Genomic DNA, 23,279 nt, shown 5'->3' with positions numbered 1-23,279 from the left:
TCATGTCTCGCCCACGTCTCGCCATTCTTCTACGCAGCAAGCTGCGCCGCAGCCGCGTGCTGCAAATCTGCCTGCTGGTCCTCTTCTCCCTGCTGGGTCAGGCGCTGGCCCAGTTGCTGGGGCTGCCCGTGCCGGGCGGCGTCATCGGCATGGCGCTGGTGCTGTTGCTGCTGGCCACGCGCCGCCTGCGGGTGCGCAACGTGCATCGCGGCGCCAGCTGGCTGCTGGGCGAGATGCTGCTGTTCTTCGTGCCGGCCGTCATGTCGCTGCTGGACCACCGCGAATTCCTGGGCGTGCTGGGCCTGAAGCTGCTGGCCGTCATCCTGCTGGGCACGGCCCTGGTGATGACGGGCACGGCCTTGACCATCGATCTCTGCTACCGCTGGATGAACCGCCATGCCAGCTGATTTCAACTTGTTGTTCTGGCCCGCCGCGACGGTGCTGGCCTATGTCTGCGCGCGCCTGTTCTACCGGCGCTACGCCTACTGGTGCACGTCGACCCTGGTGGTGGCGCCCGCGCTGTTGCTGGCGCTTGCGCTTGCGCTGCACACCGGCTACCGGGACTACATGGCGGGGTCGCACTGGCTGATGGCGATGCTGGGGCCGGTCATCGTCGCCTTCGCGCTGCCCTTGTATGAACAGCGCGCGCTGATCCGCCGCTACTGGCCCGTGCTGGTGGCGGGCGTGGCGGTGGGCAGCCTGATCGCAGGCGCCAGCGCCTGGATGCTGGGCAGCTTGCTGGGCCTGTCGCCGGACCTGCGCCTGAGCCTGCTGCCGCGTTCGGTGGCCACGCCGTTCGCGGTGGCCGTGTCGTCGCACGTGGGCGGCGTGCCGGACCTGACCGCCGTCTTCGTGATCGTTACGGGCGTGTTCGGCGCGGCCATGGGCCAGTTGATGCGGCGCTGGCTGCCGCTGCGCTCGGCGCTGGCGCGCGGCGCGTTGTTCGGCATGGGTGCGCATGGCGCCGGAACGGCCAAGGCCCGCGAGCTGGCGGCCGATGAGGGCGCCGTCGCGGGCCTGGTGATGGTGATGGCGGGCCTGTTCAATGTGCTGGTCACGCCCGCCGTGGTTGTGGGATTGCTGGCCTGAGGGCCGTGTCAGTGCAGCATTTCCAGCGCCACCGGATACAGCGACGCTACCAGCAGCAGCGCCATGCCCACATTGAAGGCGCGGATCGCCCAGGGCTTGTGCAGCACGCGGCGCAGCGCAGTGCCGAAGGTCACCCAGATGCCGATGCTGGGCAGGTTGACGATGCCGCAGACTACGGTGGCGATGACCAGATTGGCGAAGAAACCGTTCTGCGGCGTGTAGGTGGCGATCACGCCCACGGCCATGACCCAGGCCTTGGGGTTGACCCACTGGAAGGCGGCGGCCTGCAGGAAGGTGAACGGCTTGCCGCGCGTCTCGCCGTCGTCCATTTCACCTGAATTCGCGATCTTCCACGCCAGGTACAGCAGATAGGCCGCGCCCGCGTACTTCAGCACGGTGTACAACTGCGGCACCTGCTGGAACACCGAGCCCAGTCCGATGCCCACCAGGAAGATCATGAAGGTGAAGCCCAGGTTCACGCCCAGCAGATGCGGCACGCTGCGGCGGAAGCCGAAATTCAGGCCGGACGAGGCCAGCATTACGTTGTTGGGTCCGGGCGTAATGGAGCTGACCAGCGCGAACATGGCCAGGGGGCCCAGCAAGGACAGGGACATCAGAGGCACGTCGGCCCAGTTGGAGGGGAGCAGATTCATTCTTTGGTCCTGACGATGGCGCGGCGTCCGCCGGCGATGACGGCGATCACGGCAGCGGCGAAGACATACGTCGCCGGTTCCACCGATTCGCCAAACAACAATGCGGCCGCCACCACCGTCAGGAACGGTTGCAGCAACTGCACCTGGCCGACCCGGGCGATGCCGCCCACGGCCAGGCCGCGATACCAGGCAAAAAAGCCCAGGAACATCGATCCCAGCGCCAGATAGGCGCTGGCGTAGATCACCGGGGCGCTGGGCCAGCTGGCCTGCTGCGCCGCCATCCAGCCGACTGGCGCGGCCACCACGGGGGCGCTGATCACCAGGGCCCAGCAGATGGTGCGCCCGCCGCCCAGCGTGCGGGAAGCGCGCGCGCCTTCGGCATAGCCCATGCCGCCCAGCAACACGGCCAGCAGCAGCCACAGATAGCCCGTCTGCAGGGCGCCTTCGCCTTGGCGCAGCGCATAGGCCGTCACCAGCGCGGCGCCAAGCACGGCCCAGGCCCAGAAGGCGGGCGAGGGGCGCTCCCCGCTGCGCAGCGCGGCAAAGGCCGCGGTCGACAGGGGCAGCAGCCCATTGAAGACGGCGCCCTGCGACGCGGGCACGGTCTGCATGGCGAGCGAGGACGCTAGCGGCCAGCCCACCACGATGCCCAGGGCGGCCAGGATCACGCCGGGCCATTCCTCGCGGTTGGGCCGGCGGGCGCGCGTCAGCCAGAGCACGGCAATCGCCGGCACGGCCGCCAGCAGCGCGCGGCCCAGTCCCACCAGCAGCGGCGCCAGCTCGCCGACCGCCAGGCGCGTCATGGGCAGCGTCAGGGAAAAGACCAGCACTCCCAGAAAACCATAGCCGTACCCCTCCCATAGCCCAGCGGGGGCGCCAGGCGCAGCCTGGGAGGTCGGATAGAAAGCGGGACGGGTCATCGCAGCCACCAAGGTAGGGGAACGCCGCGGGCATCGCGCCCATCCGCTATTGCGGGTTTTCGGCATTGCTGTCACTCTACGCATAGTTGTCGGTACAGTACCGGTACACTTTTGCATATCACTTTAATCACTGGCCTGGTGAAATCCCCATGACAGTTGCTTCCGCCGCGACCGCCTCCATGCCTTGGCAGCCCGTGCGCCAGGCCGACGCCACCCTGGTGGCGCAATTGGCCGACGGGCTGGCGCGCCGCATCGATGAACAGGGCCTGCGGCCCGGCACCCGCCTGCCGTCGATCCGCAAGATGGCCGAACAGTCGGGCGTCAGCCGCTTCACCGTGGTCGAGGCCTACGACCGCCTGGTGGCCCGCGGCCTGGTGCAGTCGCGGCGCGGCGCGGGATTCTTCGTACGGGCGCGCAGCGGGCAACTGGCCGCCGTGGCCAGCGCGGCGCCCGCGGCGTTCACGCCGCCTGCGCGGATCGACGTCGCCTGGCTGCTGCGCAGCATGTTCCGCGACACCAATCCTTCAGGCATGCCCGGCGGCGCGGGACTGCTGCCCGCGGACTGGCTGGACCCCGAGATGGTGGCAGGCGCGGTGCGCGCCGTGGGCCGCTCCGTACGCGGCCATCTGGTCAGCTATGGGCATCCCCAGGGCTTCGGCCCCTTGCGCCAGCAGATCGCCGCCTTCCTGCAGAACGACGGCGTGCCTGCGCATCCGGAACTCAATCTGCTCACGACCAACGGCGTCACGCACGGGCTGGACCTGATCGCGCGGCACCTGGTCAAACCGGGCGACACCGTACTGGTCGAAGACCCGGCATGGTTCGTCATCTTCGGCCGGCTGGCCGCCTTCGGCGCGCGCCTGATCGGCGTGCCGCGCGGCCCGGACGGCCCCGACACGGCGCTGCTCGAACAGCTGGCGGCCCAGCACAAGCCCAAGCTCTTCATCATCAACGGTTCGGTGCACAACCCCACCGGCCACACGCTGTCGGCCGGCGCCGCCTACGACATCCTGCGCATCGCCGAACGCCACGATTTCCTGGTGGTCGAGGACGACACCTACGGCGAACTGCATCCAGGCGGCGCCATGAAGCTTGCCGCGCTGGACCGCCTGAAGCGGGTGATCCTGGTGGGCGGCTATTCCAAGATGCTGGCGGCCAGCCTGCGGGTGGGCTATCTGGCCGCGAATCCCGAGATCCTGCAGAAGCTCGCCGACCTGAAGATGCTGGCCGGCCTGACCTCGCCAGAACTCGGCGAGCGGGTGATCCACCGGGTGCTGATGGAAGGGCAGTACCGCCGCCACATCGAACGCGTGCGCCTGCGGGTGGACGATGCCCGCCAGCGGTGCCTGAAAGGACTGCTGAAACTGGGCCTGACGGTGCATCACGAGCCCCACGCCGGCATGTTCGTCTGGGCCGACTACGGTCGCGATACCGAGGCGCTGGCGCGCGTGGCGGCCGACCACGGCATGCTGCTGGCGCCGGGCACGCTGTTTTCCCCGTCCCAGGCGCCGTCGACGATGCTGCGCTTTTCGGTCACGATCGCCGATCATCGGGGCGTCTGGACCGATCTGGAAAAAATCTTCGCGCAAAACGTCTCCAGCAATCAATAATAGAAAGCTGTCTCTTTGAAGCCATTGAAGGAACCGCCATGTCCGCACCCATCAAACCCCTGACCCAGAATTTCGCCGTCGCGCCCCAGCTCGGCCCGGACGACATGGCGGACGTCGCCGCCGCCGGCTACAAGAGCGTGATCATCAACCGTCCCGATTTCGAAGGCGGCCCGGACCAGCCCACCGCCGCAGACGTGTCCAAGGCCGCCCTGGCCGCCGGCCTGCAGATCGAATACCAGCCCGTCGTGGGCAGCGCCATGACCGCCGCCGACGTGGTGCGTTTCGCCGAGCTGTTGCGCACGCTGCCCGGCCCGGTCCTGGCGTACTGCCGCACCGGCACCCGCTGCACCAATCTGTTCGCCGCCGCCCAGCAGCTGGGTTGAACGCAGGCTTGACGCGCATCAAGGCGCGCCGGGTTCGGTTGATGTGAACCTGGCGCGTTTCCGGTAGCATGGAGGTACCTCACAGACAGGAGCAGGCAAGATGTTCAAGAAGATCCTGATTCCCACCGACGGTTCTCCGCTCTCGGCCCAAGCCGCCAATGCCGGCATTTGCTTTGCGCGTTCCGTGGGCGCTGAAGTCGTCGCGCTCTACGTGACCCAGCCTTTCGCGGCAACGATCGGTTTTGACGGCATGGCTGCCGCTTACGCCATCACCGACGAAGACTACGAAAAGGCCTCCGCCGAGCAGGCCGACAAGTACCTCAAGCAGATCACCGACCGCGCCGACACCGCTGGCGTGAAGTCCGAGTCGCGCGCCGTGTCGAACTTCAACGTTGCCGACGGTATCGTGCAAGCCGCCGCCGACGCCGGCTGCGACCTGATCTTCATCGGCAGCCACGGCCGCAGCGGCCTGTCGCGCCTGCTGCTGGGCAGCGTCACCGCCAAGGTCCTGTCGCTGGCCAGCACGGCAGTGCTGGTGTATCGCGTCAAGGAAGAAAAGAAGTAGCCTGTCGCATCGACCGCCGTGGAATGCTCTACGGAGCTGCCCCAGGCTGGTGCATGGCTACCGAGCCCCTCCCGCTGGAGGGGCTTTTTTTATCCTTGGCCTTTGCAGGGACTAGGCTTGTTTCCTGGCGCGCCGCGCGTAATATTTACGCATCAGTGCGGGCGCGGTTCCGCGATTCTCAAGCACCCTACGCGGCATGGCGCCCGCCGCGGCAAGGCCCGGTCGGGCTTGCCGTCTTCGCCCGGTAGTTCACTGCAAGGGAAGAGGCCATGACTCGCAAGACGCGTATCGAGCTTTACCGCAATATCGGCATCAGCGCCCACATCGATGCGGGCAAGACGACGACCACCGAGCGCATCCTCTTCTATACCGGCATCACCCACAAGATCGGCGAGGTGCACGACGGCGCCGCCGTGATGGACTGGATGGAGCAGGAACAAGAGCGCGGTATCACCATCACGTCGGCCGCCACCACCGCCTTCTGGAAGGGCATGGCGGGCAATTATCCCGAACACCGCATCAACATCATCGACACGCCGGGCCACGTCGATTTCACCATCGAGGTCGAACGCTCCATGCGCGTGCTGGATGGCGCGGTCATGGTCTACGACGCCGTGGGCGGCGTGCAGCCGCAGTCGGAAACCGTCTGGCGCCAGGCCAACAAGTACAAGGTGCCGAGGCTGGCCTTCGTCAACAAGATGGACCGGGTCGGCGCGGACTTCCTGCGCGTGCAGCGCCAGATCGCCGAGCGCCTGAAGGGCGACGCCGTGCCCATCCAGCTGCCGGTGGGCGCCGAGGACCATTTCGAAGGCGTGATCGACCTGGTCAAGATGAAGGCCATCATCTGGGACGAGGCCAGCCAGGGCGTGCGCTTCGAGTACCGCGACATTCCCGCCGCAATGCAGGCGCAGGCCCAGGAATGGCACGACAAGATGGTGGAGAAGGCGGCTGAAGCCAACGAAACCCTGCTGGAAAAATACCTGTCGGGCGAACCCTTGACCGAAGACGAGATCAAGCAGGGTCTGCGCATGCGCACCATCGCCAACGAAATCGTCCCCATGCTCTGTGGCAGCGCGTTCAAGAACAAGGGCGTGCAGGCCATGCTGGATGCGGTCATCGACTACATGCCTTCGCCGGTGGACGTGCCTGCGATCAAGGGCCATGACCAGCGCGACCACGAAATCGAACGGCATCCCACCGACAACGAACCGTTCTCGGCGCTGGCCTTCAAGATCATGACCGACCCCTTCGTCGGCCAGCTGGTGTTCTTCCGCGTCTATTCCGGCGTGGTGAAGTCGGGCGACTCCGTTTTCAATCCCATCAAGGAAAAGCGGGAACGCCTGGGGCGCATCCTGCAGATGCACGCCAATGAACGGCGCGAAATCACCGAGGTCTACGCGGGCGACATCGCCGCGGCGGTGGGCATCAAGGACGTCACTACTGGCGACACGCTGACCGACCCGGCCCACATCATCATCCTGGAGCGCATGGTCTTTCCCGAGCCCGTCATTTCGCAGGCGGTGGAGCCCAAGACCAAGGCAGACCAGGAAAAAATGGGCATCGCGCTGGGCCGCCTGGCGCAGGAGGATCCGTCCTTCCGCGTGCGCACGGATGAAGAGTCCGGACAGACCATCATTTCCGGCATGGGCGAGCTGCACCTGGAGATCCTGGTCGATCGCATGAAGCGCGAGTTCGGCGTCGAGGCCACGGTGGGCAAGCCCCAGGTCGCGTACCGCGAAACCATACGCAAGACCTGCAACGAGGTCGAAGGCAAGTTCGTCAAGCAATCGGGCGGCCGCGGTCAGTACGGTCATGTGGTGCTCAAGCTTGAGCCGCAGGAGCCCGGCAAGGGCTATGAATTCGTCGACGCCATCAAGGGCGGCGTGGTGCCGCGCGAGTTCATTCCGGCGGTCGACAAGGGCATACGCGAAGCGCTGAACGCCGGCATATTGGCGGGCTACCCCGTGGTGGATGTGAAGGCGACGCTGTTCTTCGGTTCGTACCACGACGTGGACTCGAACGAGAACGCCTTCAAGATGGCGGGCTCGATGGCCTTCAAGGAAGGCATGCGCCGCGCCGATCCGGTGCTGCTGGAACCCATGATGCAGGTCGAGGTGGAAACGCCCGAAGACTTCACCGGCAATGTCATGGGCGACTTGTCCTCGCGGCGCGGCATGGTGCAGGGCATGGAGGACATCGCGGGTGGCGGCGGCAAGCTGGTGCGCGCCGAAGTGCCGCTGGCCGAGATGTTCGGGTACTCCACCTCGCTGCGGTCGCTGACCCAGGGGCGCGCGACCTACAGCATGGAGTTCAAGCACTACGCCGAGGCGCCGCGCCAGGTGGCGCAGGAAGTGATGGCGGCCCAGGGCTCGGGCCGCTGAGTCAGCGTCAGGCGGGGGCGGCGGCCGTGGCCGCCGCCGCGCGCATGCGCGACGAGGCCAGTTTCACGCCCAGCAGAATCATCACGAAGCCGTAGGCATGGAACAGCTGCGGGGCCTCGCCCAGCAGCGGCCAGGCCAGCAGCGCGGCATAGACCGGCACCAGGAACATCGACAGCCCCGCCGTGGCTGGCCCCGCCTGGCTGATCAGGCGGCCGTACACGTAGTACGCGCCCAGGCTGGGCACCACCGCCAGGAACAGCAGCACCGCGGCCAGCCGCGGATCGCCCCAGGGCGGCGTGGCGCCGGCCGCAGCCTCGATCGCGGCAAAGGGCGCCAGGGCCAGCACGCCGCCCAGCATCATGGCCGCCAGCCGGGCGCTGTCCGGCACCGCGGGCAGACTCAGCCGCTTTTGCAGCACGGTGTAGAAGGCCCAGCCGGTGGCGGCCAGCAGCACCCAGAGGTCGCCCTGGCCGAAATCCAGGCGGGCCAGCGTCTGCGCATCGCCGCGCGCCAGCACCACCAGCACGCCGCCCAGGGCCAGCGCCAGGCCCGCGCCGCGCAGGGCGGACAGCGGCTTGCGCCAGATGATGGCTTCCAGCAGCGCCACCAGGATAGGGCTGCACGAAAAGATCAGGGCGATATTGGTCGCGCTGGTGTTCTGGGCGCCGATGTACTGCGGTGCCACGGCCACGCCCATGCCCAGCACTGCCAGCGGCGCCAGCGACGGCACGGCGCGCCACAAGGTCTTGCGGTGCGCGCGCAGGGCGGGCGCGGCAAGCGGCAGCAGGATCAGCAGGGCGATCAGCCAGCGGCCGAAGGCCAGAAAAACAGGAGGGAGGTTGGCATCATGGGCCCAGCGGGCCGCCACCATGTTGGAGGCGAATAGCGCCGGAGCGGCGAAAAGCATGGCGGTGCCGGACAGGCCCAGGCCGGATCTTGCGGGTGCTGCTGCTGCGAGAGACATGGTTTCCTGCCGCGCGGATCGGCGCGCGGCGTGCTGCGTTGATACTGCCGGCGCCTGCGCCGGGTTATGCCGCAGCGTGGACGCCGAAATCGGACGGGCGGGATAGGTGACCGTCTTGCAGGAGAGTCTACGGGCAGGAGGGCAAAATAGGTTTCCTGATTCACGCCATATTTGGGGAATCTGGAGAATAGTTGTCTTGTAGAATTAGTTTTTGAAGGGAAAATATCTTCGTTATCCGTCCATCATGCCCGCATCGCCCAAAATCGACGAAACCGACCGCAAGATCCTGCGCGCGCTACGCGCCGACGGACGCCTCACCAACCTGAAGCTGGCCGAGCAGGTGGGGCTGTCGCCCACGCCCTGCTGGAACCGGGTCAAGGCCCTGGAAGAGGCGGGCGTGATCGAAGGCTACGCGGCCCTCTTGAACCAGAAAGCGCTGGGCCTGCCGGACACCGTCATGATCGAGGTGACGCTGGAACATCACGACGACGACACGCTGGCGCGCTTTGGCGAAGAGATCACGCGGCTGCCGGAAGTGGTCGAGGCCTTTCTCGTGACGGGCGAGTACGACTATCTGATCAAGGTGGCAGTGGCGGGAACCGAAGGCTACGAGGAATTCCTGCGCAAGCGGCTCTACAAGCTGCGCGGCGTGCGGCACAGCCGATCCACCTTTGTGTTGCGGCGCTTGAAGCACACGCCTTCGGTCGAACCCTGAGGCGTGCGCTGCGGCCGGGCAGATCCGGCGTCAGCCGTTGATGAAGGCTTCGATGGCGCCGTTGAAGGCGCGCGGGTTGCCCAAGTTCATGCCATGCGACGATCCCGTGATCGTCACCCGCTGCGCCTGCGGCAGCCATTGCGACAACGCGTCCAGCACGGCCGGGTAGGGGGCAGGGCTGAGCGCGCCGCCAATCAGCAGGGTCGGCAGCTTCAGCGTGCCGATCTGCGCCGGCGTCAGCGCTTCGGGCTTCTCCTCGGCCTGTCCGAACAGCGTGCCGACGTTGTCGCGCACCATCTCCTTGAACCACGGCACCATGCGTTGCCAGGTGTCGGGGCCCGTCACGGTATCCACGAACAGCGCCAGGCCGTCTTCGATCTCGCCGTCGCGGATGAGCGCCAGCGCGCGCTGGCGAAAACCGCCGCGCAGGTCGTCGTCACCAGGCAAGGGCAGGCCCGGGTCGGCCAGGGTCAGGCTGCGCAGCGCGCCGGGCTGCTGCAGCGCCGCTTCCAGCGCTACGCGGCCGCCGCGGGAATGCCCCACCAGATGGGCCGGTTCGCCCGCCACGGTATCGATGAACTCCAGCACGTCGCTGGCATGCTGTTCGATCGAAAAGCCATCACCCTCGCCATCCCAGGTCTCGGGCCAGTAGCGGCGCAGGCATACCGCCAGCACGCGGAACGACTTGCCCAACGGCGCCATCTGCGACTTCCAGTAGCGGCAGTCGGACAGGGAACCGTGCACCAGCACCAGAGGCGCGCCGCTGCCGTACTCGGTGTAGGACAAGGCGTAGCCGCCGATCAGGGCGGTTTGCAGGGGCAGGACGGGTTCGGAACGCATGGGTGTCGGATGGGAAAGCCAGGAGCGCATTCTAGCCCGCAGGCGCCGGGCGCCGGCGCTGATAAACTCGTTTTCCGATCCCTCGGCGCGCTGGCCGCGCTGATTTCCCAACTCCACGGAGCCGCCCCGATGTCGCCTGAGTCCCTTGCCGCCTTGCCCGAATCCGCCCAGCGCGTCGCGCGCCTGCTGCTGGAGCTGGGCCATGACAAGCCCGTGGTCGTCCTGCCGCAAACCGGCAAGACCTCGGCGGAAGCGGCGGCGGGGCTAGGCTGCGAGGTTGCGCAGATCGCCAAGTCCATCATCTTCCGGCGCGCCTCGGATGACGCGCCGGTGCTGGTCATCGCCAGCGGCGCGAACCGCGTGGACGAGGCCAAGGTGGCCTCGCAGGTGGGCGGGCTGGCCAAGGCGGACGCGAAGTTCGTGCGCGACATGACCGGCTACGCGATCGGCGGCGTCTGCCCCATCGGCCATGCGGTCAAGCCGGTGATGCTGTTGGACGCGGATCTCTTCAACTACGACAGCCTGTGGGCCGCCGCCGGGCATCCGCACGCGGTGTTCAACCTGACGCCGCGGCAGTTGGCGGACATGACCGGCGCGCCGGTCGTGGACGTGGCGCTGCGCGCCTGACATCGCGCCGTCTCGCGCTCAGTGCGGGTGTGCTTGCAGCCCGTCGATCAGCACCTGCCGCAGGCCGCGCGAGCAGGCCTCCACCCGTCCTTCGACCCCGTAGACCGCCGCCAGCGATGCCGGCGTGATCACATCCGCCGGCAGCCCCTCGGCGTGCAGCCGGCCATCATGGATCATGACGGCCCGGTCGGCGTGCTGCAGCGCCACGTTCAGGTCATGCAGCACGATGACGCTGATCAGGCCGTGCTCCAGGGTTTCCTGCCGCAGCAGTTGCATGACGTGGAACTGGTAGTTCAGGTCCAGCGCCGAAAGCGGCTCGTCCAGCAGCAGTACGCGCGGATGGCGGATCAAGGCCTGCGCCAGTCCCACCAGTTGCTTCTGTCCGCCGGACAGCGAATCCAGGTACTGCAAGGCCAGATGGGCAATGCCCAGGCGCTCCAGCAGCCGGTCTATGGCGTGCATGTCCACCGGCGTACCCAGGCCGTCGCCGGCCTTGGCCGCCACCAGCACGGATTCGAACACCCGCAGGTGCACGGCGGCGGGCAGGCCCTGGGGCAGGTAGACCACGTGCCGCGCGCGTTCGCCGAAGCTTTGTCGCAGCAGGTCGCGGCCGTCCAGCGTGACGTTTCCGGCGCGCACGCGGACCAGGCCCGCCAGTGCCTTGAGCAGGGTGGATTTGCCGCTGCCATTGGGGCCGAGCAGGGCGGTCACCTGGCCGGCGGCCAACTCGGGTATCGACAGCGCATGCAGCACGTCCGTGCGTCCGTAGCCAGCGGTGAGGCCGCGCACGGATAGCGTCGTTGCAGAAGCGGTGCGCGGCGCGGTCATGGCATCTGCCGGCGCAGCACCACCGACGCAAAAAAGGGTATGCCGACCAGTGCCGTCACGATGCCTACCGGCACGATCACGCCCGGCATGAGGTTCTTGGAGGCGATCGACGCCAGCGACAGGATCACCGCGCCCACCAGCGCGCTGCCCGGCAGGAAGAACCGGTGGTCCTCGCCAAACAGCCGCCGCGCAATGTGCGGCGCGACCAGCCCGATGAAGCCTATCGTGCCGACAAAAGCCACGGCCAGCGCCGACAGCAGGCTGACCCGGGCCAGCGCCGCGACGCGCACGCGGCGCACGTCCACGCCGAAGCTGGCGGCGCGGTCTTCACCCAGGCGCAGCGCGGTCAGCTTCCAGGATTGGCGCATGGCCAGCGGCAGCGCCACGGCAAAGGCCGCAGCCAGCACGCCGACCGTGGTCCAGCTGGAACGCGACAGGCTGCCCATGGTCCAGAACACCAGGTTCTGCAGCGCCTCGGCGCTGGCCATGAACTGCACCAGCGACACCAGGGCATTGAAGGTAAACAGCATGGCAATGCCGAACAGCACCACGCCCGAGGTATTCATGCCGCCCCAGCGGGTCACGGCGTCCAGCATCAGCGCCGCCAGCAGCGCAAACAGGAAGGCGTTGCCCGCCACCAGCCAGCCGGCGGGGACGCCGGGCAGGCCCAGCTGCAGCACGATGGCCAGCGAGGCGCCAAAGGCCGCAGCGGACGACACGCCCAGCGTGAACGGGCTGGCGAGCGGGTTGTTCAGGATGGTCTGCATTTCCGCGCCCGCCATTCCCAGTGCCATGCCGACCAGAGCCGCCATCAGCGCCGATGGCAGGCGGATCTCCCACACGATCACGCGTGTGGTTGGATCGGCCGCGGCGGGAGCCGTGAGCGTCTGCCACAGTTCGCCCCAGGGCAGGCCCGAAGGGCCGACCGTGAAGTCGGCCAGCAGCGCAATGAAAAGCGCCGCCAGCAGCAGGGCGATAAGCCCTGCCCGGCGGCGCAGGATGTGCTGGTAAGCGGCAACCGCGCTCGCGGCAGGCGGCATTACTGCAGCAGCTGCAGACGGCTCTTGGCCGTGTTGGCGGCCGGCGTGGTCGGGTAGTCGCGCACGATGCGCTGCAGCGTGGTCTTGGCGCCGGCGCGGTTGTTCATTTCGATCTGGCTGCCGGCGATGACCAGCAGGGCGTCCGGTGCGCGCGCGTTGTCCGGGGCCTTCTGCACCATGGCGTTCAACTGCTCGATGGCGCCCTTGAAGTCCTTCAGCGCATAGCGGCTGCTGCCCAGGTAGAACTGGGCGCTGGGCGCGAGCTGGCTGGCGGGGTACAGGGCGGTGAAGGCGGCCAGCGATTCGGACGCTTCCTTGTACTGGCCCTTGCGGAACAGATCGATCGCGCCGTCATAGGCGGCCTGTTCCTGGGGATCGCCAGCGGAGGCCCCCGGCGGATTGGCGCTGCCCGCCGCGCCGCCCGGCTTGGCCGAGGGCTGCTGGCGCGACACCAGTTCGAGTTGGTCGCGCAGTTGGGCGACTTCCTGCTGCAAGGCCTGGATCTGGTCGGCCAATTGCAGCTTGGCGCGCTGGCTTTGTTCGTTCTGCTGCTGCACCTGTTGGCGCAAGTCCAGGATGGCCCGGCGGGCTTCATCGTCGGAAAAAGCGTGGGCGGGCGCCGCAAGGGCGGCAAGCACCAGGCCGGTGGCCGCAATCAGAGGACGCAGGGACAGAACGTTATCGCGCATGAAAATTCCCGGGTATAAAAACAAACGTCGGGACGGCCGGTTGACCGTCCCGACGCGTGGTAGGGCTCTAGACTATACGAAAAAGCTTAGCGGCGATAAACGATATCGGCGCGGCGGTTTTCCGCGAAGTCGGCTTCCGACGTGCCAGTCGCCTTCGGCTTTTCTTTACCGAAGCTGATGGTTTCGATCTGGTTGTCGCTGACGCCCAGCAGGGTCATCATGCGGCGCACAGCGTCGGCACGGCGCTGGCCCAGGGCCAGGTTGTATTCAGCGCCGCCGCGTTCGTCGGTGTTGCCTTCGATCTTGATGGTCTGCTGCTGATGCGAGGCCAGGTACTTGGCGTGGGTTTCGACCAAGCTGCGGTACTGGTCCGACACCGTGTAGCTGTCGAAGTCAAAGTACACCGAGCGCTGTTGCGCCAGGATGCTTTGGGGGTTGAAGGGATCAAGGATCTGGCCAGAGGCCGAGGATCCTTGGCCAGCGCCTCCGCCCTGACCCGCTTTATCGTCGAGAGGGACGGAGCTGCAAGCTGCCAGGGCGGCAGCCAGAGCGGCGATGGTTAGGCTTTTGGCAATGCGCGACTTCATGATAGTTCCTTTGCAAAGAGAGTCACACGTGTTATCGGGTAAATGGGCCCCAAGTCGGTTCACGTATTTCCCCATTCAGTACCGAAAGCGTCTGCCGTACGCGGCCATCGCTCGAGACACCAGCAAGCACGCTACGGCCATTTTGGATGGCTGCGTAGAGGACTTGCATTCCATTCGGCGCAAAACTCGGGGACTGATCGTCACGACCATCAGTCAACAAGGTCTCGGAGCCTGAGGACAGGTTCAACGATGCGATTCGAAACGCGCCGTCGCGTCTTGCAACGTACAGCAGCGTCGATCCATCGGGGGAAATTCGGGGTGATATGTTGTAACCACCATTAAACGTGAGGCGGCGTGCTTCGCCACCACTCGAGCCGGTCTGGTAGATCTGCGGCCCGCCGCTGCGGTCACTCGTAAAGATAATGGAAGCACCGTCTGGCGTAAAGCTCGGTTCGGTGTCAATCCCGGGAGAACGCGTAACTCGGGTCGGATTCGAGCCGTCGGTCGCGCCAACGATGTAAATTTGCGACAAACCATCGCGGGTCAGAGCCACCGCCAGCTTGCTGCCATCGGGCGACCAGCCGGGCGCACTGTTGTTGCCCTTGAAGTTGGCGACGGGCGAGCGGGCGCTGGTTGCCAGATTGTGCACGTAGACGACAGGTTTGCCGGATTCGAAGCTCACATAGGCGAGCTTGGAGCCATCGGGCGACCAGGACGGCGAAATGATGGGCTCGCGCGAACGCAGGGCGACCTGCGGGTTCTGTCCGTCGGCGTCCGCCACCTGCAGTTCGTAGGTGGCGCCCTTCTTCAGCACGTACGCGATACGGGTCGAGAAAACGCCCTTAACGCCGGTGATCTTCTCGTAAATGCGGTCGGCGATCTGGTGCGCCACGCGACGCAGTTCCTGCTCGGTACCCGAGAACGCCACGCCGTCCAGCTGACTCTTCTTGACCGTGTCGGCCAGGCGGTAGCGCACGTCGTAGCGGCCGTCGGCGCCGCGCACGATGCTGCCGTAGGCGATGAAGTCGGCGCCCTTGCCGCGCCAGTCGTCATGGGCGATGGGGGAGTCCACGTTCAGGCCGGAACCGGCGGCGTTGATCAGGCGGAACTGGCCCGTGCGGGTCAGGTCGGCGCGGATGACTTCGGCCAGGGCGCGGCCATGGGTGTCGTCGACTGCAAAATCGGCGATGGCCACGGGGTATTGGGTGGCGCCGGTACCGGAAATATCGACGCGCAGCTGCGCATGGGCGGGCTTGATGGCCATCAGGCAGGCCAGGGCCAGCATCAGCAGCCCGAGTCCATACGATCGCCAGAGAGCGAGGGGGGGTACTCGTCGGCTATAAGCGGGAGTCATATTCATCAATCTCCTGTCAATCATACATTCTGTACACAACGTCAATAATGGGTTCGTAGCGGCCCGTCGAGGGCTTCGGGAAGGGGTTGCAACGGCGGATGCCCGTCTCGACCGCACGGTCGAAGCCGGCATTGCCCGAAGAACTGGTCAAGGTGACGCCGTTGACCTTCCCGTCGGAACCTAACTGTACCCGGTATTGTGCCGTGGGATTTTCCGATCCGCTGCGGGGCGGGGGCGGATAAGCCACCCCGGGTTGCACGCAGGCGCGGACCTTGGCGCCATAGCCGCTGTCGCGTCCGCCGCCCGCCTGATTGCGGTCGGCCGTGCCGCCGGGGATGCCGGCGGCGCCCAGGGCGTCGTTGCGGAAGGCATCCTTCAGCGCCTTGTCGGCGGCGGCCTTCTTGGCGGCTTCTTCCTTGGCCTTCTTCTCGGCCGCGGCTTTCTTTTCGGCGGCAGCCTTCTCGGCAGCCGCCTTTTCAGCCTTTTCTTCCGCAGCCTTCTCGGCAGCGGCCTTTTCGGCGGCAGCCTTTTCCGCCGCGGCCTTCTTGGCAGCGTCGTCCTTGGCCTTCTTCTCGGCGGCAGCCTTGTCGGCGGCGGCTTTCTCGGCGGCCTTTTCGGCAGCAGCCTTTTCAGCGGCCTGGCGTTCCTGCTCCAGACGCTTCTTTTCCTTCAGTTCGGCCTGCTTGCGCTCTTCGTCGAGGCGCGCCTTTTCCTTGGCGGCTTCGGCGGCCTGGCGTGCCTTTTCCTCTTGCTCGCGCTTTTTCTTGGCTTCCTGCAGCGCGATCTCGGGATCGACTTCCTCGGTCTTGGGCTGGGCCTCGGGCTCAGGCTTGGGGGGAGGGGGCGGCGGCGGGGGAGGCTCGGGCGCCTTTTCAGGCTCGGGCTTCGGTTCCGGCTTGGGCTGCGGCTTCGGGGGTTCGGGTTGCGGCGTGGGCGGCGGGGAGTCGGGCGAGTTGCCGTCTGCCCAGAGCTGTACCTGCACGGGGCCGGGGCTCTCGGAGCGCCAGTTCACGCCAAAGATCAAGACGATCAGCAGCAGCACGTGCACGGCCACGGCCAGGATCAATGCCTTCCGGTTGTCGTGGTTGGGCGGGGTGGCCGGGGGGCCGCTGCGGTGTCGGATTATGGGTGGCGTCATGAGCGTTGCATGCCGGCGGCGCCGGCGGAAGGCGTCGCGTTAGCGTTTTTTCGCGGGAGCAGGCTGGGATGCGCCGGCGGACTGGTCCACCAGCAGACCCAGGCGGGTGATGCCGCTGGTGCGAAGTTCATCCATGACCTTCACGACCGTCTCGTAGGGCACCTTGCCGTCGGCGGCGATGACCACCGGGGTTTCCGCGGTAATTCGCGAACGCACTTGCGCCACCAGTTCGGGGCGCGCGATGTCCTGCATGGTGGCGCCGGGTTCGCGCACGCGCAGGGCGATCTTGCCGTCTTCCGAAATCTGGACTTCCAGCGGCTTGACCGGCACGTCCGAGGCCGCGCCAACGGAGGGCAACTGGATCAGGCCGGGCGTGATGAGAGGGGCGGTCACCATGAAGATGACCAGCAGCACCAGCATCACGTCAATGTACGGCACCACATTGATGTCGGCCTTCATGCGGCGGCCGGACCTGCCGCGTGAGCTTACCGAGGGCATTAGCGCACCTGCCGTTGCAGAATGTTCAGGAATTCATCGACGAAGCTGTCGAAACGGATCGAGATGCGATCGATGTCGTTCGTGAAGCGGTTGTAGGCGACCACGGCGGGAATGGCCGCGAACAGGCCGATGGCGGTGGCGATCAGCGCTTCCGCGATGCCGGGAGCCACCGAGGCCAGGGTGGCCTGCTGCATGTTCGACAGGCCGATGAAGGCGTGCATGATCCCCCAGACCGTACCCAGCAGGCCGATGTAAGGGGACACGGAGCCGGCCGAAGCCAGGAAGTTCAGGTGCGATTCCAGCGAATCCATCTCGCGCTGGTAGGCGGCGCGCATGGCGCGGCGCGGGCCGTCCAGCAGGGCGGTGGCGTCGCCGGAGGCATTGCCGCGGCGGGCTTTCAGGAATTCGGTCATGCCGGCATCGAAGATGCGAGCCAGCGCGCCTTGCTCGTCGCGGCGCGAGGCCACGGCCTGCTGCAACATGGACAGGTCGCCGCCCGACCAGAAATCGTCTTCGAAGCGGCGGGTCTGGGCATGGGCCCGCTTGATCGCCAGCCGCTTGGCGAAGATATAGGTCCAGGACATGATCGAAATGCCCAACAGCATCAGCATGATCAGCTGGACCGGCACGCTGGCGTGCGAAATCAGCGAAAGCAACGACATGTCGTTGGTGACTTGCATGGTTATTCCTGAATGAATTCCAGTTTGGCGCGAACGTCAGCCGGCAACTCCGCCGGCCGCATGTGAACGGCATCGACGCAGCAGACTTGGATGTTGCCTTCGGCAAGCAGTTCCCCGTCGCGTTCCGCGCGTTGCGCGAAGTGTATCGAAGCGCGGCCCAGTCGTGTGACCCGGCTGCGTATCGTCAGTAAATCGTCCAGCCTGGCCGGCTTGCGGTAGGACATGTCCAGGGAGCAGACAACGAATAGACGTTGCTCGCTGACCGCCAGGTTGGACTGGTTGACCCCCAGGTCGCGCAGCCACTCGGTGCGTGCGCGCTCCAGGAATTTCAAGTAGTTGGCGTAGAAAACCACTCCGCCTGCATCCGTGTCCTCGTAATAGACACGGACCTGCAGGACGGATTCGGCGGACTTCGGATCGGTCACGATGGATAGGAAAGGGCAGTCGGGACGCGGAAAGTCCGTAGTTACTATAAAGTTTACAGCGTGTCGAGTTTCGTCAGCACGGCTTCAAGCGCGGACTCTACCGGAATCTTGGCCGCTTCGGTTTCCCGACGGGCCTGCAATTCCACCACACCATCGTTCAGCCCGCGTTCTCCAACTGTTACACGCAGCGGCGCGCCGATCAGCTCCCATTCAGCAAACATCACGCCCGGGCGGGCATCGCGGTCGTCCAGGATGACGTCCACGCCGCGCGCCAGCAGGGATTCATAGAGCTTTTGCGCGGTGTCACGCACGGTTTCACTTTTGCCCCAGCCGACCGGGCAGATTACCACTTCGAAGGGGGCGATCGCGCGCGGCCAGATGATGCCGCGGGCGTCGTGGTTCTGCTCGATGGCCGCGCCCACGATGCGGGTCACGCCGATGCCGTAGCAGCCCATTTCCAGGACGGCGGGCTTGCCGGTTTCGTCCAGGAAGGTGGCCTTGAGGGCTTCCGAGTACTTCTTGCCCAGGTAGAACACGTGGCCGACTTCGATGCCGCGCTGGATCGACAGGGTGCCCTTGCCGTCCGGCGAGGGGTCGCCGGCAACCACGTTGCGCAGGTCCGCTACCAGTTCGGGCTCGGGCAGGTCACGGCCCCAGTTCACGCCCTGGATGTGGAAGTCTTCCTTGTTCGCGCCGCAGACGAAATCGGCCATGTTGGCCACGGTGCGGTCGGCAATGACGTGCACGGGGCGGACGGTCTTGACCGGGCCCAGGTAGCCCGGCTTGCAGCCGAAGGTTTCGACGATCTCGGTTTCCGTGGCGAAACGGAAGCCCGCCAGGCCGGGCAGCTTGCCTGCCTTGATTTCATTGAGTTCGTGGTCGCCGCGCAGCAGCAGCAGCCAGATGTCGGCGCCTTTCTCGCCGTCGGTGGCCAGCACGATGGACTTGATCGTGCGCTCCAGCGGCAGGCCCAGCAGCTTGGCCACGTCTTCGCACTTGGCGGCGCCCGGCGTGGGCACTTCGGCCATGGCCTGGGCGGGTTCGGCGCGGGCGGGGTACAGGCCGGGGGCCTCGGCCAGTTCCATGTTGGCGGCGTAGTCCGAGTCGGCGTTGTAGACCAGCAGGTCTTCGCCGGTGTCGGCGATCACCTGGAATTCGTGGCTGCGGGTGCCGCCGATCGAGCCCGTGTCAGCGGCCACGGCGCGGAATTCCAGGCCCAGACGACCGAAAATGCGCATGTAGGCGTTGAACATGGTGTCGTAGCTGGCCTGCGCGCCGGCTTCGTCGCGGTCGAACGAATAGGCGTCCTTCATGGTGAATTCGCGGCCGCGCATCAGGCCGAAGCGCGGGCGGCGCTCGTCCCGGAACTTGGTCTGAATGTGATAGAAGTTCACCGGCAGCTGGCGATAGCTGTGGATTTCATTGCGCGCGATGTCCGTGATGACTTCCTCGGACGTGGGCTGCAGCACGAAATCGCGCTGGTGCCGGTCCTTGATGCGCAGCAGCTCGGCGCCGTATTGCTCCCAGCGGCCCGACTCCTGCCAGAGCTCGGCCGGCTGCACCACCGGCATCAGCAGCTCGATCGCACCCGCGGCGTTCATTTCTTCGCGGACGATGGCCTCGACCTTGCGAATGACTTTCAGCCCCAGGGGCATGTAGGTGTAGATGCCGCCCGCGAGCTTGCGGATCATCCCTGCCCGGGTCATCAGCTGATGGCTGGCGACTTCGGCTTCGGAAGGGGCTTCTTTGAGGGTGTTGATGTGGTAGTTGGATGCGCGCATGTTTAAAGGTGGCTGCAGATACGTATAATCGATCGTAATTGTATTGAATTCGGTGGGGGTGGCCCATGCTTGACCGCGAAGGCTACCGCCCCAATGTCGGCATCATTCTCGTCAACGGTAGAAACGAGGTCTTTTGGGGCAAGCGTATCAGGGAACATGCCTGGCAGTTCCCCCAAGGCGGCATCAAGTATGGCGAAAGCCCGGTGCAGGCCATGTATCGCGAACTCCATGAAGAGGTGGGCTTGAAGCCCGAGCATGTCCGTATTTTGGGGCGTACACGCGATTGGTTACGTTATAACGTGCCCGATCACTTCGTCCGGCGTGAGTGGCGTGGCCACTATAAAGGACAAAAACAGATTTGGTTCTTGTTGCGCCTGGTAGGACGTGACAGTGACGTGTGCTTGCGCGCGACGCAGCATCCGGAATTCGATGCCTGGCGCTGGAGCCAGTATTGGGTGCCCCTGGATGCCGTGATCGAGTTCAAGCGCGACGTCTACACCCAGGCGCTGAACGAGCTGTCGGCTATCCTCTTCCGGCGCCATCACGAAACCCGCTACTTGCGCCAGCGGGTGCACGGGCAACGGGCGGCAGAGAATCTGCCCGAAGGAACGGACGGTCATGCGCATATTGTTGGTTGAAGACGAACGGGACATGGCGTCCTGGTTGATGCGCGCGCTCGCCCAGAGCGGGTTCGTGCCGGACCACGCGGCCGACGCCCGCACCGCCGAAGCCTTCATGGCCGGTACCGAATACGACGCCATCGTCATGGACTTGCGCCTGCCCGACAAGCACGGCCTGGTGGTGCTGCGTGAAATGCGCAACCGCGACGACCGCACCCCCGTGCTCCTGCTGACCGCCCAGGGCGCCTTGCAGGACCGCGTGCGTGGCCTGAACCTGGGCGCGGACGATTTCCTCACCAAGCCTTTCGCGCTCGAGGAACTGGAAGCGCGCCTGACGGCGCTGGTGCGGCGCAGCCGCGGCCGCCAGCATCCGCGCCTGCAATGCGGTTCGCTGTCCTACGACAGCGAAAGCCGCGCCTTCACCCTGGACGGCTCGCTGCTGTTCCTGACCCCGCGCGAGCATGCCGCCCTGGCTGCCTTGCTCACGCGCAGCGGCTATCCGGTGGACAAATCCCAGCTGTTCGGCAAGGTCTTCACGCACGACAGCGAAGCCAATCCCGACGCCATCGAGGTGGTGCTGCACCGGCTGCGCAAGAAGCTGGCTGGCAGCGACGTGCGCATCGTCACCGTGCGCGGGCTGGGCTACATGCTGGAAAGCGTCGCCAGCGAGTCCGCGGAATCCTGAGTGAGGCTGCGGCTATCCGAGCTGCCGCGCGTGGGCATCCGCGCGCTGCTGATCATTCTGCTGCTGCCTGGCGTGATCATGCTGCTGGTCGTGGACAGCGTGAACGACTACCGCACGCTGGCCGAGATCACCAACGAAGCCTACGACAGCGCCCTGGTCGAGCCGGCCCGGGTGCTGGAAAGCAGCCTGGAATTCACTGCTGACGGCAACCTGCAGGTCGCTACGCCGCTGTACGCGCAGGTGATGCTCGAGTCCCGCGCAGGCCTGCGCAAGTATTTCCGCATCGAAGAGATCGATCCGCCGCTGCCGGACGGCGCCGCCGTGCCCACCGAGCCCGGCAAGACCTTGCTCGGCATGCCGGAAATGCCGCGTCCGCCCACCTGGCCGCGTTCCAACAGCCAGCCGATTTTCTACGACAGCGTCTATCGCAATGATCCCGTGCGCGTCGTGGCCGTCGTGCGCGACCTGTACTACCAGGGTCAGCACCGCCAGGTGCTGGTCGTGGTGGCTGAAAGCACAGGCAAGCGCATCGAGGCCGAGAACAATGCCCGGCGCCAGGAAATCCTGCGCGACACCCGCATGCTGGCGCTGGTCGCGCTGCTGGTGTGGTGGGGCGTGTCGTGGGCGCTGAAGCCGCTGCGCCGCCTGCGTAACGACATCCGCGCGCGCCGCCCCGACGACCTGACGCCCCTGGACGCCTCGCGCGTGCCCAGCGAAGTGGCGCCGCTGGTCGATGCGGTCAATCACCATATCGCCCGCTACCGCCGCGTCCTCGACGAGCAGTCGCAGTTCCTGGCCGATGCTTCGCATCAATTGCGCACGCCGCTGGCCATCATGCTGACGCAGGCGCAGTATGCGCTGCGCGAACGCGATCCGGCGCGGGCGCAGGAGGGCCTGCGTGGCATCGTCGACCAGCTGGGTCGCACACGTCGCCTGACTGAACAGCTGCTGTCGCTGGCTCACGCCAACCAGGCCGACCAGTTGCCGCGGCAACTGCTGGACATGAACGCCGTCTCGCGCGAGGTGGTGCTGCAGTATCTGCCGCTGGCGCACGAAAAACAGCAGGACCTGGGCTGGGTACAGGCGGGTTCCGAAGAGGGCCAGGAAATCCCCGCGCCGGTGTCGGGCAACGAGGCCGAACTGCACGAAGCCTTGTCGAACCTGGTGCACAACGCCATCCATTACGCGCCCGCGGGCGCACGCATCACCGTGTCGGTCTGCTGCCACGACAACCGCGCCGAGGTCGCTGTTTCCGACAACGGGCCGGGGCTGGACCCGATACTGCGCCAGCGCGCTTTCGCGCGTTTCGAGCGGGTCGGCACGGACAAGCCGGTCGCCTCGTCGGGCTCGGGCCTGGGCCTGGCGATTGCCCGCGCCTACGCGCGCCGCAACGACGGTGACATCGAACTGCGCGACGGCGAACCGAACGCGCAAGGCGGCGTTGGCCTGGCCTCCGTGCTGTGGCTGCCGTTGGCGTCCACGGTCTCCCAATATCCTCGTCCGCTCGATGTCGAGCTCAAGGGCGATCAGTAACTTCTCCCCATTTCCGCAGTCATGCGCGGCTTCCGTTCAGGGATAACCCCTGAATTCAGGAACGCGACAGCGCACAGAAAGCGGATTAGCAGCTTCCTTCCGTAATCTGCGTCCGGGCCTGTCGCCAGGCACCGGATGGCGCTCGTTTCGCGGGTGCGTCCCGGCCAGGCACACGGCCGCACCACGAAGGAGGATGAAGTGCAAAAGACAATCAATAGAAAGGACTATTACGGCGGAGCGCTGATGGTCCTCATCGGGCTGGGGGCGATCTACGGTGGCACCGACTATCACATCGGCACCCTGAGTCACATGGGGCCGGGCTTTTTTCCCGCGGCGCTCGGCGGCCTGTTGGCGCTGACCGGCGTGCTGATCGCCATCTCGGCGCGCTCGGGTGAATCGTCCGCGCCTGCGCCCGGCGACGGCCATGCCCACGGCCTGCCGGACTTCCGCGGCGGCGCCTGCATCCTGCTGGGCATCCTGGCTTTCCTGCTGCTGGGTCATTACGGCGGTTTGCTGCCTGCCACGTTCGCCATCGTTTTCATTTCGGCGCTGGGCGACCGCAACAACACGATCAAGCAGGCTCTGCTGCTTTCGATCGCCATGACCGTCATCGCGGTCGTCGTCTTCTGGTGGGCGCTGCAGCTGCAGCTTCCGCTGTTTCGCTGGGGTTGAAG

26 protein-coding genes are annotated in these 23,279 nt (G+C 66.2%); 12 read left to right on the top strand and 14 right to left on the bottom strand.

Annotated elements, in window-relative coordinates:
• Positions 1-2: 2 nt before the first annotated feature.
• Together HV766_RS20115 and HV766_RS20110 are read left to right on the top strand one after the other, a co-directional pair.
• Positions 3-407: a CidA/LrgA family protein gene (locus tag HV766_RS20115; protein ID WP_054458484.1), complete on the top strand. Its 405-nt coding sequence runs from the start codon at positions 3-5 to the stop codon at positions 405-407.
• Positions 397-1,089 carry an LrgB family protein gene (locus tag HV766_RS20110; protein WP_054458486.1) on the top strand — a complete coding sequence of 231 codons (693 nt, stop codon included), beginning with the start codon at positions 397-399 and terminating at the stop codon, positions 1,087-1,089. The genes HV766_RS20115 and HV766_RS20110 overlap by 11 nt, the downstream gene beginning before the upstream one ends.
• Positions 1,090-1,097: 8 nt before the next feature.
• Here the strand turns inward: HV766_RS20110 and HV766_RS20105 are convergent, their stop codons facing one another.
• Both HV766_RS20105 and HV766_RS20100 read right to left on the bottom strand, forming a co-directional pair.
• Entirely contained in the window at positions 1,098-1,742 is a 645-nt protein-coding gene (locus tag HV766_RS20105; protein ID WP_054458487.1) for a LysE family translocator, read from the bottom strand.
• On the bottom strand, positions 1,739-2,662 hold the full coding sequence (locus HV766_RS20100) for a DMT family transporter (RefSeq protein ID WP_175181732.1): 924 nt from the start codon (positions 2,660-2,662) through the stop codon (positions 1,739-1,741). Before HV766_RS20100 ends, HV766_RS20105 begins: the two co-directional genes overlap by 4 nt.
• A 149-nt stretch (positions 2,663-2,811) precedes the next feature.
• Between HV766_RS20100 and HV766_RS20095 the strand changes: the two genes are divergently transcribed.
• From HV766_RS20095 to fusA, 4 genes are all read left to right on the top strand, one after another.
• Positions 2,812-4,272 carry an aminotransferase-like domain-containing protein gene (locus HV766_RS20095; RefSeq protein ID WP_054458490.1) on the top strand — a complete coding sequence of 487 codons (1,461 nt, stop codon included), beginning with the start codon at positions 2,812-2,814 and terminating at the stop codon, positions 4,270-4,272.
• Between the two features lie 38 nt (positions 4,273-4,310).
• The gene (locus HV766_RS20090; RefSeq protein ID WP_042796377.1) at positions 4,311-4,655 is read left to right on the top strand and encodes a protein tyrosine phosphatase family protein; all 345 of its coding nucleotides are present in this window, start codon (positions 4,311-4,313) and stop codon (positions 4,653-4,655) included.
• Positions 4,656-4,755: 100 nt separating this feature from the next.
• Positions 4,756-5,220 carry a universal stress protein gene (locus HV766_RS20085; protein WP_013391481.1) on the top strand — a complete coding sequence of 155 codons (465 nt, stop codon included), beginning with the start codon at positions 4,756-4,758 and terminating at the stop codon, positions 5,218-5,220.
• Positions 5,221-5,489: 269 nt separating this feature from the next.
• Positions 5,490-7,601, top strand: coding sequence for an elongation factor G (gene fusA, locus HV766_RS20080; RefSeq protein ID WP_054458492.1), 2,112 nt, complete (start codon positions 5,490-5,492; stop codon positions 7,599-7,601).
• A gap of 7 nt (positions 7,602-7,608) precedes the next feature.
• Here fusA and HV766_RS20075 read toward each other — a convergent pair whose 3' ends face one another.
• Positions 7,609-8,565, bottom strand: a complete 957-nt coding sequence (locus tag HV766_RS20075; protein ID WP_225590536.1) for a DMT family transporter — start codon at positions 8,563-8,565, stop codon at positions 7,609-7,611.
• Between the two features lie 244 nt (positions 8,566-8,809).
• Between HV766_RS20075 and HV766_RS20070 the strand changes: the two genes are divergently transcribed.
• Complete coding sequence (locus tag HV766_RS20070; protein ID WP_054458496.1) at positions 8,810-9,280, top strand: Lrp/AsnC family transcriptional regulator; 471 nt, start codon at positions 8,810-8,812, stop codon at positions 9,278-9,280.
• 30 nt (positions 9,281-9,310) lie between these two features.
• Here the strand turns inward: HV766_RS20070 and HV766_RS20065 are convergent, their stop codons facing one another.
• Positions 9,311-10,120, bottom strand: coding sequence for an alpha/beta fold hydrolase (locus tag HV766_RS20065; protein WP_054458499.1), 810 nt, complete (start codon positions 10,118-10,120; stop codon positions 9,311-9,313).
• 129 nt (positions 10,121-10,249) lie between these two features.
• On the opposite strand from HV766_RS20065, the gene HV766_RS20060 reads away from it, so the two are divergent.
• Positions 10,250-10,747, top strand: coding sequence for a YbaK/EbsC family protein (locus tag HV766_RS20060; RefSeq protein ID WP_054458501.1), 498 nt, complete (start codon positions 10,250-10,252; stop codon positions 10,745-10,747).
• Positions 10,748-10,765: 18 nt separating this feature from the next.
• Here HV766_RS20060 and HV766_RS20055 read toward each other — a convergent pair whose 3' ends face one another.
• The 10 genes from HV766_RS20055 to HV766_RS20010 form a co-directional block, all read right to left on the bottom strand.
• Positions 10,766-11,575 carry an ABC transporter ATP-binding protein gene (locus tag HV766_RS20055; RefSeq protein ID WP_175181731.1) on the bottom strand — a complete coding sequence of 270 codons (810 nt, stop codon included), beginning with the start codon at positions 11,573-11,575 and terminating at the stop codon, positions 10,766-10,768.
• Positions 11,572-12,615: a FecCD family ABC transporter permease gene (locus HV766_RS20050; RefSeq protein WP_175161283.1), complete on the bottom strand. Its 1,044-nt coding sequence runs from the start codon at positions 12,613-12,615 to the stop codon at positions 11,572-11,574. Before HV766_RS20050 ends, HV766_RS20055 begins: the two co-directional genes overlap by 4 nt.
• Positions 12,615-13,304 carry a tol-pal system protein YbgF gene (gene ybgF, locus HV766_RS20045; RefSeq protein WP_054458506.1) on the bottom strand — a complete coding sequence of 230 codons (690 nt, stop codon included), beginning with the start codon at positions 13,302-13,304 and terminating at the stop codon, positions 12,615-12,617. The genes HV766_RS20050 and ybgF overlap by 1 nt, the downstream gene beginning before the upstream one ends.
• Positions 13,305-13,390: 86 nt before the next feature.
• Entirely contained in the window at positions 13,391-13,891 is a 501-nt protein-coding gene (gene pal / locus HV766_RS20040) for a peptidoglycan-associated lipoprotein Pal (protein ID WP_042796384.1), read from the bottom strand.
• A 31-nt stretch (positions 13,892-13,922) separates the two neighbouring features.
• The gene (gene tolB, locus HV766_RS20035; RefSeq protein WP_054458554.1) at positions 13,923-15,245 is read right to left on the bottom strand and encodes a Tol-Pal system beta propeller repeat protein TolB; all 1,323 of its coding nucleotides are present in this window, start codon (positions 15,243-15,245) and stop codon (positions 13,923-13,925) included.
• A 16-nt stretch (positions 15,246-15,261) separates the two neighbouring features.
• The gene (tolA, locus tag HV766_RS20030) at positions 15,262-16,383 is read right to left on the bottom strand and encodes a cell envelope integrity protein TolA (RefSeq protein ID WP_054458507.1); all 1,122 of its coding nucleotides are present in this window, start codon (positions 16,381-16,383) and stop codon (positions 15,262-15,264) included.
• 39 nt (positions 16,384-16,422) lie between these two features.
• Entirely contained in the window at positions 16,423-16,881 is a 459-nt protein-coding gene (locus HV766_RS20025; protein ID WP_054458509.1) for an ExbD/TolR family protein, read from the bottom strand.
• Positions 16,881-17,561, bottom strand: coding sequence for a protein TolQ (tolQ, locus tag HV766_RS20020; RefSeq protein ID WP_054458511.1), 681 nt, complete (start codon positions 17,559-17,561; stop codon positions 16,881-16,883). The genes HV766_RS20025 and tolQ overlap by 1 nt, the downstream gene beginning before the upstream one ends.
• A 2-nt stretch (positions 17,562-17,563) precedes the next feature.
• Positions 17,564-17,986 (bottom strand): tol-pal system-associated acyl-CoA thioesterase, encoded by a 423-nt coding sequence (gene ybgC, locus HV766_RS20015; protein ID WP_175181730.1) that lies wholly within the window; start codon positions 17,984-17,986, stop codon positions 17,564-17,566.
• A 53-nt stretch (positions 17,987-18,039) separates the two neighbouring features.
• Positions 18,040-19,767, bottom strand: a complete 1,728-nt coding sequence (locus HV766_RS20010) for a proline--tRNA ligase (RefSeq protein WP_175181729.1) — start codon at positions 19,765-19,767, stop codon at positions 18,040-18,042.
• Between the two features lie 65 nt (positions 19,768-19,832).
• Here HV766_RS20010 and HV766_RS20005 point away from each other — a divergent pair, with 65 nt between their 5' ends.
• The 4 genes from HV766_RS20005 to HV766_RS19990 all read left to right on the top strand — a co-directional run bounded on the left by HV766_RS20005 (position 19,833) and on the right by HV766_RS19990 (position 23,277).
• Positions 19,833-20,405 (top strand): RNA pyrophosphohydrolase, encoded by a 573-nt coding sequence (locus tag HV766_RS20005; RefSeq protein ID WP_042796390.1) that lies wholly within the window; start codon positions 19,833-19,835, stop codon positions 20,403-20,405.
• Entirely contained in the window at positions 20,386-21,072 is a 687-nt protein-coding gene (locus tag HV766_RS20000; protein ID WP_008157866.1) for a response regulator, read from the top strand. The genes HV766_RS20005 and HV766_RS20000 overlap by 20 nt, the downstream gene beginning before the upstream one ends.
• A 30-nt stretch (positions 21,073-21,102) precedes the next feature.
• Positions 21,103-22,605 (top strand): sensor histidine kinase, encoded by a 1,503-nt coding sequence (locus tag HV766_RS19995; RefSeq protein WP_119449443.1) that lies wholly within the window; start codon positions 21,103-21,105, stop codon positions 22,603-22,605.
• Between the two features lie 243 nt (positions 22,606-22,848).
• Positions 22,849-23,277 (top strand): tripartite tricarboxylate transporter TctB family protein, encoded by a 429-nt coding sequence (locus HV766_RS19990; RefSeq protein WP_054458558.1) that lies wholly within the window; start codon positions 22,849-22,851, stop codon positions 23,275-23,277.
• Positions 23,278-23,279: the final 2 nt, after the last annotated feature.

Origin of the sequence: Achromobacter aegrifaciens, from assembly GCF_902859735.1 — a bacterium.
Lineage (GTDB): Bacteria > Pseudomonadota > Gammaproteobacteria > Burkholderiales > Burkholderiaceae_B > Achromobacter > Achromobacter aegrifaciens.
The sequence above is the reverse complement of the archived record's forward strand: the minus strand, read 5'-3'. Positions and strand labels throughout refer to the sequence as shown.

Bases quoted from the DNA above. Each gene is read 5' to 3' on its own strand.
- HV766_RS20115 (WP_054458484.1), top strand. From the start codon at position 3: ATGTCTCGCCCACGTCTCGCCATTCTTCTACGCAGCAAGCTGCGCCGC.
- HV766_RS20100 (WP_175181732.1), bottom strand. From the start codon at position 2,662: ATGACCCGTCCCGCTTTCTATCCGACCTCCCAGGCTGCGCCTGGCGCC.
- HV766_RS20095 (WP_054458490.1), top strand. From the start codon at position 2,812: ATGACAGTTGCTTCCGCCGCGACCGCCTCCATGCCTTGGCAGCCCGTG.
- HV766_RS20000 (WP_008157866.1), top strand. From the start codon at position 20,386: ATGCGCATATTGTTGGTTGAAGACGAACGGGACATGGCGTCCTGGTTG.
- tolB (WP_054458554.1), bottom strand. From the start codon at position 15,245: ATGACTCCCGCTTATAGCCGACGAGTACCCCCCCTCGCTCTCTGGCGA.
- HV766_RS20055 (WP_175181731.1), bottom strand. From the start codon at position 11,575: ATGACCGCGCCGCGCACCGCTTCTGCAACGACGCTATCCGTGCGCGGC.
- HV766_RS20070 (WP_054458496.1), top strand. From the start codon at position 8,810: ATGCCCGCATCGCCCAAAATCGACGAAACCGACCGCAAGATCCTGCGC.
- tolQ (WP_054458511.1), bottom strand. From the start codon at position 17,561: ATGCAAGTCACCAACGACATGTCGTTGCTTTCGCTGATTTCGCACGCC.
- HV766_RS20075 (WP_225590536.1), bottom strand. From the start codon at position 8,565: ATGTCTCTCGCAGCAGCAGCACCCGCAAGATCCGGCCTGGGCCTGTCC.
- HV766_RS20050 (WP_175161283.1), bottom strand. From the start codon at position 12,615: ATGCCGCCTGCCGCGAGCGCGGTTGCCGCTTACCAGCACATCCTGCGC.
- HV766_RS20010 (WP_175181729.1), bottom strand. From the start codon at position 19,767: ATGCGCGCATCCAACTACCACATCAACACCCTCAAAGAAGCCCCTTCC.
- HV766_RS20090 (WP_042796377.1), top strand. From the start codon at position 4,311: ATGTCCGCACCCATCAAACCCCTGACCCAGAATTTCGCCGTCGCGCCC.
- HV766_RS20065 (WP_054458499.1), bottom strand. From the start codon at position 10,120: ATGCGTTCCGAACCCGTCCTGCCCCTGCAAACCGCCCTGATCGGCGGC.
- HV766_RS20110 (WP_054458486.1), top strand. From the start codon at position 397: ATGCCAGCTGATTTCAACTTGTTGTTCTGGCCCGCCGCGACGGTGCTG.
- HV766_RS20025 (WP_054458509.1), bottom strand. From the start codon at position 16,881: ATGCCCTCGGTAAGCTCACGCGGCAGGTCCGGCCGCCGCATGAAGGCC.
- HV766_RS20085 (WP_013391481.1), top strand. From the start codon at position 4,756: ATGTTCAAGAAGATCCTGATTCCCACCGACGGTTCTCCGCTCTCGGCC.
- HV766_RS19990 (WP_054458558.1), top strand. From the start codon at position 22,849: ATGGTCCTCATCGGGCTGGGGGCGATCTACGGTGGCACCGACTATCAC.
- HV766_RS20060 (WP_054458501.1), top strand. From the start codon at position 10,250: ATGTCGCCTGAGTCCCTTGCCGCCTTGCCCGAATCCGCCCAGCGCGTC.
- HV766_RS20005 (WP_042796390.1), top strand. From the start codon at position 19,833: ATGCTTGACCGCGAAGGCTACCGCCCCAATGTCGGCATCATTCTCGTC.
- tolA (WP_054458507.1), bottom strand. From the start codon at position 16,383: ATGACGCCACCCATAATCCGACACCGCAGCGGCCCCCCGGCCACCCCG.
- fusA (WP_054458492.1), top strand. From the start codon at position 5,490: ATGACTCGCAAGACGCGTATCGAGCTTTACCGCAATATCGGCATCAGC.
- ybgF (WP_054458506.1), bottom strand. From the start codon at position 13,304: ATGCGCGATAACGTTCTGTCCCTGCGTCCTCTGATTGCGGCCACCGGC.
- HV766_RS20105 (WP_054458487.1), bottom strand. From the start codon at position 1,742: ATGAATCTGCTCCCCTCCAACTGGGCCGACGTGCCTCTGATGTCCCTG.
- pal (WP_042796384.1), bottom strand. From the start codon at position 13,891: ATGAAGTCGCGCATTGCCAAAAGCCTAACCATCGCCGCTCTGGCTGCC.